Here is a 10,731-nt window from a genome sequence, read left to right on the forward strand (position 1 = left end):
TAATCTCATTGGCTTGCTTTAACTCTCTGTTCTCACGTTCAAGCTCTTTGATACGCTCCGCTTGGCTTTGAGCTTGAATGTTTGCAGGAATGGTTTTATCTACGTGCTTTTTATGCCATGATCGTAGGGTCTCAGGTGTGCAACCTATCTTTGGTGCTATAGCTTTGATGGCTGACCAGGTGGATGGGTAGTCGTCTTTAGCTTCAATTAGCATACGGACGGCTCGCTCTTTCATTTCAGGGGTATAGTTTCGTGTTTTCATTGTCGTATTCTCTCAGAAAATTGAGTCTCCGACAATCCCGGGGCGGTTCAGACACTGACTGCGGTTAATATAGCTTTGCATTAGTCTAAGGCCGCTCAAGTCCAAATCAAAAAACAACCCAAGTTGAGTCGTAACTGGCAAGCTCTTCACTATCTCATAGACCATGGCAACATTGTCATCGAAGCCACGGAACATAAGTACAGACTGCTGCCATGACTTTGGTAGTAGATGATACCAACGGTGCCAATGGGTCATCAGCTGACCATTCTCAATAATAATTAATCTTTTGATCTCTGTTGCATCAATGCAGCCCGATTCTATGGACGGCAATACCCCTCTAGGGGTGGCGGGCATGACTTCAGTGACCCCATTATGAGTTAGAGTTAAGGTGGTGTTTAACGCGACTGCCTGAATGCGTTTGCCAAATACATGGGTTCTATTATATTTCTCATTACGGCTATATTGAGCCGTTTCGAGCCTATCTTCGGCGCGAGCTAACTCACTTGGGGTGACAAAGTTATCCGCGCGTTGGTTGCTTTGAATAAGTTGATGCAGCGCCTCATAATCACTGTCAGAATAAGTGATGGTTTTGCCATTTGATTGACCAATGCCATTATCTACCAGTAGCAATAGCGTCTTATTGACCTTACGCGTATTGCTGCTGAACCGGTCTCGTAATACCTGTTCAACGAGTTTTAGTTGGCGTGGTGTCAGCTCAATGCTCATGACTTAGACTTAAGGGTTAGGTTGAGTGGGCTTTATAAAACTGTATTGTTGGTTGATATCTGATAGTAGTTTTTACTAGTAGCCATTTGATTAAAAGGCATTTGATTAAAAACTACTTCTTTTGATAACAATATCTCGCACAATGTGGTTGCCCGAATAGTTTTCGACCGCTTCTTCTTCAATGTGAATCGATAAGGGCGGCTGAAACTGATCCTTGTGCATATAATAATAGCTGGCGACATTGAGTAACCAATCTTCGATACTAACCTCATCCAATTCGGCAAGCTCGGCGGGCTGATGCTCATTTGGGTTATCTGGGCCACTGGCTAAGTTGCCATTGTCTAAACTGCCTGCAAATAAAAATTCCCAAGCATCGACCGCTGACAATGAAGGATAACCCTCTTCGGAGATTAATGCATCAAAGAATTGCAATAAAGCGATATAAAGTGGCGACTGCTCAAACTGTAACGCATCAGAGTCAGTAACATCTTCAATATTACTGTCACTCTGTGGCTCATCGCTTAAGTCAGGATCATGGTATTGACGGATACGCTCACTTAAGGAAGTCGCAATATCCCCAATAAATTCATCATTCAGCGGATTATCAAGATCTGGGTAGCTGGTGAGGGCTAAGTCATTGGCTAAGTTAAAGCAGTCCGCTTGTTGACTGAGTAAACTACTGTCAGGCTTAAAAGTAGGGTGTTGCAGATAGTGTTGATAAAAGCCATCAATAAGATGGTTCAGTCTTTGTTGTTGCTTGTCTTGTTGCAACTTTGCCAAGTTCTGACGCAGTTGGTGACCTGAATTAATAAGCTCGGTAATGCCTCGGTCAATGGCAGACTTCATTAGCTTTAATAACAGTGCCTGCAAAAAATCATCTTGGCGTGCCCATGTGCTTAATTTGGTAACCGTTAAATGTGAGAAGACTTGGTTTAGCCGATTAATAGTCTCTAACGCTTTTTCGTTTTCACGGATTTTGATATCCAAATCTTCGATGATATTTAAGGTGTTATATACCTGATAAGAGAAGTGCAGGGTGATGCCGTTAAGCTCGGATATGATATTAATAACTCTTTCTTGCAGGTCGTTCTCATAAAAGGCTAAGTCATGGCCACCATGCTTTTGGGCTAAGTAATAAAACTCAATACTAGATTCAAGCTCTTCAATTAAGCCAGACAAGGTTTGGCTAGAGGCACGAAGACGGCTAGTCTGGGTGATATGAGAGATGTAACGTACCACAGCATTTGACAGTTGAAAGCCATCAATGTCATCGATATAAAAACCAAGCTTTGCTTGGTTTAGATGGGCTATGGCTTTTTGGTTTTCTTGCTGCAGATACAGTAGTCCACCATGCTCTATACAGGCTTGGGTTATGAGGTTAATGTGTTTGAGCACCACATTGGTGGCTTTTTTTGCCTCAGCACTATAAGTGGCATTCTCAAGTCCCTCTTGCTCAGTGCTCTGAGGTAATCTATGGCGTAAAGCAGACATGGCTGACATAGCTGTTGGATTCTTCTATTGGGTTAGCAGTGGACTGGACTCGGCTTGGCTATCGAAGTCTAGGGCAGATTGAACCTCTTCTTCAACCACGATAACTTGATATTTATTGATATACTCAAGCTGGTCATACAGTAGCGACCATTTGGCTGTGGCTTTATACACCGCTCCTGTAGAGCCTACGGGATGCAGGAATCCCTCTGACTGTAGATAATCGAGCAGGCTAGTAATCTGTTTTTTTGGCTCTTTACTAGTGCGACCTAGTTTAGTGATGATTTCATCTAACTGGTGCTGCAATTGCTTAGAGTCTTCAATGCTGTTTAATAGATCGGCTTCTTTGAGCAGATCTCCAGCTAGTAGCGGCCGCGACATACTCATACAGCTTCTAGAAAGCCTTAACCATAGGATAAGTGGGTATAGCTTTAATCCAAGCTGCTCAAATCGCTGACGAATTATGCGGTTATGCTCTTTTTGATCTACATCCAAGAAGCCTAGATACACTCCAGATTTGTCTTTGGTAAATAAAGGTTGCCGCTCTATCTTTGCCAAATAATCGCAGACATCCTGCCAGTTATTATCAGAGTTTAACCAGTCCATTAAGGGCTTGGCGGTGACCTCATCAATAATCTCACCAGCGAGTAGCTTTAAAGTGACTTTACTAAAATAACTCGACATATTATTACCTATTTGGGTTAAGCGTTATGCGCTGCAGTGTTCTGAGCCGCATTGATACTCGGGGTATCTATATGGGTATTCGGGGTGTCTGTATTGGCAGGGTTGTTTTTCGCCCGCAATAAAGGATTTGATTGGCTGTGCTGTAATACCTCAATGGTGCGAACCCCAGCGCGCAGATCCAGCCAGTTTTTATTGACAAAGAACTGATTAAGTAACGGACTGGCATCTGGCTGAGCACAGAATAAAGTCACATTTCGCTTCTGCATCAGCTCAAACAATAGCTTGGTGTTTTGATTAGACAGCTGTCCAATTTCATCAAGAGGCCAATGAATGGTCACGCTCTCATCTGGGCACAGATAGCGGGTCATACCACAGAACACCACGATTACCGCCAGTAATGATAGACCGGTACTACTTGCATCTTGTAAGTCTTGATCAGTTTTGATTGGTACCACGCGGCCATTTTCGGTAAGGCTAATCTTTAGCTCGACCAGACTTTCGATGTCCTCATTGATTTGGGTGCTCTCTAACGAGCTTAATAAACGCTCAAAGCTTAGGATAAAGTCTTCATCAGGAAGCGAGTCATTGGGCCCATGCGTCCACTGCTGATAGTTTTTTTCAAAGCTTTGTAAGTCTGACCACATATCATAGGTATGGATTTTGGAGATAAGCTCAATGTGGATATCGCTTAGAGCAGGGAAGTGGTGGTCAGTATTAATCTGTTTGGCAAGATTTGAGCCAATGGTTTTTACTTTAGAATTAAGCTCGGAGAGAGTCTGATAATAGTTACTAAAGTGCAGACCAGTTGAGACAAATTGACTGCGGATAGAGCGCCTCAACTGACTTAAGTCTTCGGTCATCAGGCTATATAAAGACACTAAATCCAAAATATAGCGCACCTCTGGGGACAAAGATTTGGTCATGCCCGTCTCAGAATCCATGATAACTTGGTCTTGGTATTCGCTTTTGCGTGATAACCAATGCTCATAAATTTTGCTTTCACTATGAGTAGTGACTGCCTGAGTCAAGTTTTGGGCACTGATAGTTAACACTCGCAATTGCTTGGCAGTGTTTTCAATGAGTGAAATGGCCTTTGTTAACCACGGCAGTTCAATGCTGTCTGCCGATACCGCAACTGAATCCTGGGTTGGTTCAGCAATGTCTTTATCACTAGCAATACTAGATTGTAGACGCTCATAAGCCTGCGTCTGTTGAATCTCACTAAGGTATAACCGTGGATATTTGGCTTTGCTTTGCCACTGTTCAATACTCTGAGATTGAGTAGCAAGGTTATTAAGCTTAGAGCTTGTCGCAGACAGCTGTTGATCATACGCTTGTAGGCGCTGCAGCTTTAGCGTGTCTAGCTCTTTAATTTTTTGATTAATAGCCGTTAAGTCATCTTGTAACTCATAGACTTTGCTTTGATAACGCTCATGATTGCTAAACTCTTCGCGCAGCCAACGCTGATACTCTGCAATAAGCTTTTGGTAAGATTCAGCTTGTTGCAGTAATCGCTTTAATTTAGCGATACTGTCACTTAGCTCATTAAGCTGCTGGGTGTCCACCCCTTTATCTGCCAGAGCATTATGGTAGCTTTGCTGATAGCGCTTCTCATCGTTCAGCTTATCGCTTTCGGCTTGGTCAATTTGGTCTTTTATCGCTTGTAGCTCGTTATCACGCGATTGTTCTGTGTCTTTTATTTGGCTGATAAAGCCTTGCGAACGTTTAGCTATTTCTTGTTCTAATTCACTGGTCTCTACGCTGTGCGCTGACTGCAGCTGTTTCAGCTGTTGGTTAATAGCAGACAGTTCAGCTTGCTTTTTCTCAATTTGTTGTTGCTGTTGTTGTTTGATCTGCTGTGTTAATTGAGCCTGCTTGTCCTTAATAGAGACAATCTCAAGGTTCTGAGCCTGCTTTTGATTGGCTATTAGTTTCAGCTGCGCTTCCAGCTCTCGCTGCTGTTGTCTATGCTGCTCGAGAGTCTTAGCTGCGCTATCAATCAGCTGTTGGTTGTCCTTGATTTGCTGATTGATTGCCTCGTACTTTTGATTTAGCTCATAACTGGTTGTTGCAGATTCTGGCGTCTCAATTTTGTCCAAATCTATATCAAGACCATAGAAATTACTATTGGCAAAAACATCAGGGCTGTTAGAGCCAATTGAATTAGCTAACTCATGATGCCAACTCGGATCTAGATCCTGACGGTGCAATAGCTCAGGGTTAACCACCTTTAAGATGCTTTGTTGTGCATGCTTGGGGTGCTGCATAAGCGTTTCAAGCAAGCTGTCTTTTGCAGGGTAGAGTATACGGTGTAATTCTTCAGACTTCGCTTTTAGACCAATCATTTCAGCGTTAAGGCTAATCAGTTGGTTTTGAATCGAACCAAAGCCTTGATTGACCTCATTAAGCTGTTGTTGAATTGAGGTCTGTCTATCATCTAAGCTAGCCAGTTTGCTATAAGCTTGGTCTAGCTGGCTTTGAAGCTGTGATTGTTGTTGCTGGCTAGAAGCATCAAGTCCGCCTTGCTTAAGAACCTCAATATTAACCAAAATAGGTTGTTGAGTCTCTTTGAGTTCGTTATAAGCTTGATTTTGACGCTGCTGTAGTTGTCTACGCTTTTGCTCATCTTTCTCTTTGTGCTGCTGTAGTCGCTGCTGGATCAGTTCAATATCTTGCTGATACTTCTCACGTACATCATCACGCTGTTCACTAAAATGCTTTAGTTTTTGGCTAAGCGTTTCGGTTAACTCGCGCAGTCTTTTTTCATGCTCATCCTTAATTGACTGGGCATCTTGTTGCAGGTTTGAGTACTGAGTCTCTTGCTCGCTAATACGTCTTTGATACTCCTCAATATTGTCAACATGACGTCTTTTATTATCAATATCTTGAGTTTGCCACTTATCTTTTTGTTGATTTAGGTCTTGTAGATTTTTGTGGTAGCTATCCAGACTAATCTTTACTGCCTGAGCTTTTTGTTGCCACTGTTTTAGCTCATCATTAAGTGAGTCTTCCTCATTCTGCTTAGCGGTTTGTTGCTGTTGCAGCTGGTCGGTAAGCTGTTGCTTTTGCTCAATAATGGCTTGCTGATAGCTTTCACTATAAGCATAAGTTTGCTCAATGCTTTGCCAATCGCTGAGTAATTGTAAGCTGCTTTGGTAACCTTCGGTCAGCTCTGAGGTCTTGATATCAAATGAATTAACACTACGCAAATCATCAATTAACTCACGCCCTTTATTATCAAGAGGCTTGGAATCTAAGCTAATATGATCACGTAAGAAGCTATCGACCAGCATGGTTTTGAACTGGGCCAGTAGTCGATCATGCTTGAGTACCACCGAGGTGAGCGCCCCAATATGATTGATAGATTTGGTTGATAAACTGTAGTTATAAGTATCACCAACGAAGCTTTGACGGCCTTTACTGCGCTTTTTTAGAACCTTAACGTTGTTTTGGATAATGGCACGATAATCAGTAATAGTGTCTATTTGATTGCTGGTCTCAAAAGGCAACTTGTGCTTTAACAGATCACTTATGGGTAGCTTATTGGCAAAAGCATCAGCAAGCTCAGGACTAAAAATAGTGTCATCGGCACTGCCTTTTATAAAGCGATACGCAAGCCCTCCTTGGTTCTTACGATATAAGCAGACACAGCGATCCCCATCATGACGACTGTATTCAAATATAATTAAACTTTGCGGGTGGGGGAGGTAGTAATCAACGAAGCTTTTTTTATTACCAGAGCGACTGATTAAGCGCTCAGGCTCATAGCCATAGAACACTGGGATTAAAGTTAAAGCTGAGGTTTTGCCCATGCCGTTATCACCGGTGTTGTTGGTGTGACCTTGGCAATGGATCTTAGTGCGCTTCCCTTTAAAATAGGAGTCATGCAGGATAATGGATTTGAGTCCAGTGATGTTCATGGATAGCCTACAATTGATGGTGAGATTTTTAATGGACAGAGTTAGAGTATACAGAACTTGGAATAATAACAGAGCAATGGTGACAGTTTAAGTGTCAGGTGATAAAAAGGTTACTCGCTTATTTATCATGATTCTAAACTGGTCACGCTAATGTCTGATGTTGTTAAGCCTTTTAAGCTGCTTCTACTGATTTGGTTATAAAGATTATAGAGGATTTATCAGGAGTTGTTCATCACTTAAAGAAATAAGCGACACATATTGTCGCTTTATTTATGTAGCTCAATCAAAGCAATAGTCTCATACATCGCTAACCTAAAAACTTAGCTAATAACAAATATAAAATAAGCCATTATTAGGCGGTTAGCAGGTGGATATAGTAGGTGGTTTTTGGGTATATACCAAATATATATCATGTATATACTTGGTGTATATTAACGCTTTCACTTAAATAAATTCAATTATATCAATGAATTAGGTGGCTGTTTATAAATGTAAAATAGGGATAATGCAGTGTTGGTGACAGAGTTTTTATCGAGTTTTTGGTGAGGAGTAGTCTTTGCCAAATTAGAGTCTATCTATAATATTTAATTAAAATCTAATACTCATGTAGAAATAATTAATAAAATAATCAAATATTAGCTTTATAACGGAATAAGGAATTATTTGTAAAAAAAAATTTAATTGATAATGATTATTATTTACAAAAGACAATAAATGTATTAGTATCTGTATGTTAAGTAATTAGACCTCAAAGGTAAGTTATTTATAAAGATAATTTTATAAAACAATGTAACTAAATTTAAAAAATAAACGATATCGATTTACTAACCACATTAAATATTTATCTAGCTACAGGATCAGCTTTGAATCAAAAAGTCAGACTCTGTTTTTTACAGCTTAATAAATAGCAAAAGCAGGTTAGTCAATGTCAATTAATTTCTTTAACGGCCAATAGACTGCCATGACAAATGAGAATCAATATAGAGAACTATTTACCCCCATTAATATAGTTACTGCTGTAGCTGTATTAGCTTTACATACTTATATCGGATTTGCGCTTGCATATATGCAAATGCATCAATTAAAAACTCCTGAAATCAAAGAGATAGCTCCTATTGAAATACAACTAATTAAATCGATAGGACAAAAAACACCGCAACAAGCTAAGCCACAAACGTCGGTTGAACAGCAACCAAAGGTAGAGTCTAAACCTAAACTTGTTGCAAAACCAAAAGCTGAACCAAAGCCGAAAACTGCTATAAACCCCAAGCCTGTTGCCAAACCTATTACTAAACCTATTACTAAACCTATTACTAAACCTATTACTAAACCAAAACCTATAGCAGCACCGAAGCCAGTTGTAACAGTTGATGAAAGACTGCAACAACAGCGTCAATGGGAGATTGAGCAACAGCGAGAGGCTGAACAGGAAGCTAAGCTAAAGGCTGAGCGAGAAGCACAGTTAGCAGCAACAAAGCGTGCGGAAGCTGAGGCAAGAGCTCAGGCCGAAGCTGACGCTGCCGCTGCCGCAAGTGCGGCTGCTAAGGCAGCAGCCAGTAAAGACTCTGGAGGGGGAGCTACTACAGCGAAAGGCAGCACAGGATCTGGGGGTGGGGGAACTGCTAATAAAGCTCAATCATTCTCTGAAAGTGATGCTAGTTGGAAGAGAGAACCAAATTTTAATAGATTAGCATCTATTAGAACCAATGCTCGCTCTGGAGATGTGCTTCAATTTAGCATAAAACTGACTGTAGATAAGCAAGGTAATGTGACTCATGCACAAGTTACTAGATCTTCTGGCTATCCGAAGCTTGACAGGGCTGCTGAAAGAATTGCTAAAAAAGGCAAGCTGTATCCATTTAAGAATGGCAGAGGTAATGCTGTATTGGGTTATGTGACGCTGCCTTTTGAATATCGTGTTAATTAAGCTTTGAGCACTCAATAAAATTTTTAAGATGTATCTATCTAAATTTAAGTATTAACAAATTTATTAAACTAAGGACTCACTATGGACTTTGCAAGTTATTGGCAATACACAGATATAGTTACTAAATTTTTGTTTTTCGCGTTAATAGCATTATCTGTAGCCTCTTGGATAACTGGAATACTACGTATTTACCATAGTCACAAATTGACTAGTCAGGTCGCTCCCGATCTTATTAAAGCTGTAAAATCACAGTCGGATTCGTTGGCAACACTTGCATCTGCTGATCGTAAAACAGTTGCTGAACAAGTGTTATTACAACAAATTGGCCGCCTACGTTATAAGGGTGAAAAAGGGCTATCACTGTTAGGTACGACAGCCAGTATCGCCCCTTTTATTGGTTTATTTGGGACAGTATGGGGTATATTTCATGCTCTACATAGTATAGGCCAATCTGGACAAGCAGGATTAAGCCAGGTGGCCGGTCCTGTAGGTGAAGCACTTATTATGACGGGGTTAGGTCTTGGTGTCGCTATTCCGGCAGTTATTTTTTATAACATCGTTGTTCGTCTGAATCGCAAGACCTTGTTTACAGCCAATGATACCGCTTATAGTATTTTAGGCAAAACTGCTAAGGGTGAAAGCGAACCAGTAACTGGAAAGCCGGTAACTGATTTTACTAATCCTGTAATTAGTCAGCCTGGTGAGTACTCTTCGACGACAGCTAGCTAACTAAATAGAGCTGTTAGTGCTAAATAGTAGAGACAACCTAATAATTTGACTATGAGATGGGAGTATAAAATGGCCTTTCAGTTAGGCGATGGTGACATGCAAGGGATGAGCGAGATAAACCTTATTCCACTGATTGATATTATGCTGGTACTGATGATTATATTCTTGGTAACAGCAACTGTATTGAATCCTTCAGTACCTTTAACTTTACCTAAAACAAGTGCTAGCGTGCAACAGCAACCACCGAAGGTAATTCAAATAAGCGTTGATAAATATGCGGGTGTTTTTTGGGACGATAAGTCAATATCCGTTGAAGAGCTAGCAACTCTTTTGCAAGCTCAATCTAAGCTTGAGCAGGAGCCAACAATTCGACTTAGGGTTGATAAAGATGCACGCTATGAAACGGTAGCTGAAATTTTAGCACTAGCAAGTGGTGCTAATCTTAGCAAAATTGCTTTTGTGAGTGAGTAAATGACGGTAGGTTTTTTTAATAGCCGGTAAGTATAGTCGCAATAGTAGTTTGAATCTGAGATATGGGTACATTCATTAATATGATGTATTCATATCTTTTTTTTAATTTAAGCAGGATGGAATTATGGTTGATGAGTTAGGAGTAATGGTATCTAGCTTTTTAGCGGGTAGTTCTACAAGAAAAAGGTAAGCATCCGACCAACCCCCTATTGCGGTGGCACCCAGCGATGAGCTAACAACTCATCCAGATCCTCTTGAGTAGGCAGGCGTCTTAGCACGTCTGTCAAATAAGCAGACACATCCAAGCCATTTAAACGAGCTGACTGAATGATGGACATAATATTCGCAGCACGCTGCCCACTTCGCAGCGAACCGGCAAACAACCAGTTTTTACGCCCAAGTGCCCACGGACGCATCTGATTCTCCGCCCAATTATTATCAATCGGCAGCCTGCCATCATCTAGATACTGAGTCAGCGCCTGCCAACGTTTCAGGCAATAATCCATCGCCTTACTAATACTGGC

9 protein-coding genes are annotated in these 10,731 nt (G+C 41.0%); 3 read left to right on the top strand and 6 right to left on the bottom strand.

What is annotated here, in order from left to right; genetic code table 11:
* The 5 genes from G561_RS0112565 to G561_RS0112585 form a co-directional block, all read right to left on the bottom strand.
* Positions 1 to 262, bottom strand: a 262-nt coding sequence (locus tag G561_RS0112565; protein ID WP_028859869.1) for a transposase, incomplete at its 3' end; no start/stop codon positions are given.
* 12 nt (positions 263 to 274) lie between these two features.
* On the bottom strand, positions 275 to 988 hold the full coding sequence (locus tag G561_RS0112570) for a DUF7281 domain-containing protein (protein ID WP_028859870.1): 714 nt from the start codon (positions 986 to 988) through the stop codon (positions 275 to 277).
* 105 nt (positions 989 to 1,093) lie between these two features.
* Complete coding sequence (locus G561_RS0112575; RefSeq protein WP_028859871.1) at positions 1,094 to 2,488, bottom strand: hypothetical protein; 1,395 nt, start codon at positions 2,486 to 2,488, stop codon at positions 1,094 to 1,096.
* 15 nt (positions 2,489 to 2,503) lie between these two features.
* Positions 2,504 to 3,160, bottom strand: a complete 657-nt coding sequence (locus G561_RS0112580; protein WP_028859872.1) for a hypothetical protein — start codon at positions 3,158 to 3,160, stop codon at positions 2,504 to 2,506.
* A 17-nt stretch (positions 3,161 to 3,177) separates the two neighbouring features.
* Positions 3,178 to 7,080, bottom strand: coding sequence for an ATP-binding protein (locus G561_RS0112585; protein ID WP_028859873.1), 3,903 nt, complete (start codon positions 7,078 to 7,080; stop codon positions 3,178 to 3,180).
* Between the two features lie 961 nt (positions 7,081 to 8,041).
* Here G561_RS0112585 and G561_RS0112590 point away from each other — a divergent pair.
* From G561_RS0112590 to G561_RS0112600, 3 genes are all read left to right on the top strand, one after another.
* On the top strand, positions 8,042 to 9,007 hold the full coding sequence (locus G561_RS0112590; protein WP_028859874.1) for an energy transducer TonB: 966 nt from the start codon (positions 8,042 to 8,044) through the stop codon (positions 9,005 to 9,007).
* An 81-nt stretch (positions 9,008 to 9,088) separates the two neighbouring features.
* Positions 9,089 to 9,736, top strand: coding sequence for a MotA/TolQ/ExbB proton channel family protein (locus G561_RS0112595; RefSeq protein ID WP_028859875.1), 648 nt, complete (start codon positions 9,089 to 9,091; stop codon positions 9,734 to 9,736).
* 69 nt (positions 9,737 to 9,805) lie between these two features.
* Positions 9,806 to 10,207, top strand: a complete 402-nt coding sequence (locus tag G561_RS0112600; RefSeq protein ID WP_028859876.1) for an ExbD/TolR family protein — start codon at positions 9,806 to 9,808, stop codon at positions 10,205 to 10,207.
* 206 nt (positions 10,208 to 10,413) lie between these two features.
* Here G561_RS0112600 and G561_RS0112605 read toward each other — a convergent pair.
* Positions 10,414 to 10,731: IS66 family transposase (locus G561_RS0112605; RefSeq protein WP_028859877.1), on the bottom strand; the 318-nt coding region annotated here is incomplete at its 5' end.

It is taken from the genome of Psychrobacter phenylpyruvicus DSM 7000 = NBRC 102152 (assembly GCF_000685805.1).
Lineage (GTDB): Bacteria > Pseudomonadota > Gammaproteobacteria > Pseudomonadales > Moraxellaceae > Psychrobacter > Psychrobacter phenylpyruvicus.

Coding starts and splice junctions, on each gene's coding strand:
- G561_RS0112570 (WP_028859870.1), bottom strand. CDS start 988: ATGAGCATTGAGCTGACACCACGCCAACTAAAACTCGTTGAACAGGTA.
- G561_RS0112575 (WP_028859871.1), bottom strand. CDS start 2,488: ATGTCAGCCATGTCTGCTTTACGCCATAGATTACCTCAGAGCACTGAG.
- G561_RS0112580 (WP_028859872.1), bottom strand. CDS start 3,160: ATGTCGAGTTATTTTAGTAAAGTCACTTTAAAGCTACTCGCTGGTGAG.
- G561_RS0112585 (WP_028859873.1), bottom strand. CDS start 7,080: ATGAACATCACTGGACTCAAATCCATTATCCTGCATGACTCCTATTTT.
- G561_RS0112590 (WP_028859874.1), top strand. CDS start 8,042: ATGACAAATGAGAATCAATATAGAGAACTATTTACCCCCATTAATATA.
- G561_RS0112595 (WP_028859875.1), top strand. CDS start 9,089: ATGGACTTTGCAAGTTATTGGCAATACACAGATATAGTTACTAAATTT.
- G561_RS0112600 (WP_028859876.1), top strand. CDS start 9,806: ATGGCCTTTCAGTTAGGCGATGGTGACATGCAAGGGATGAGCGAGATA.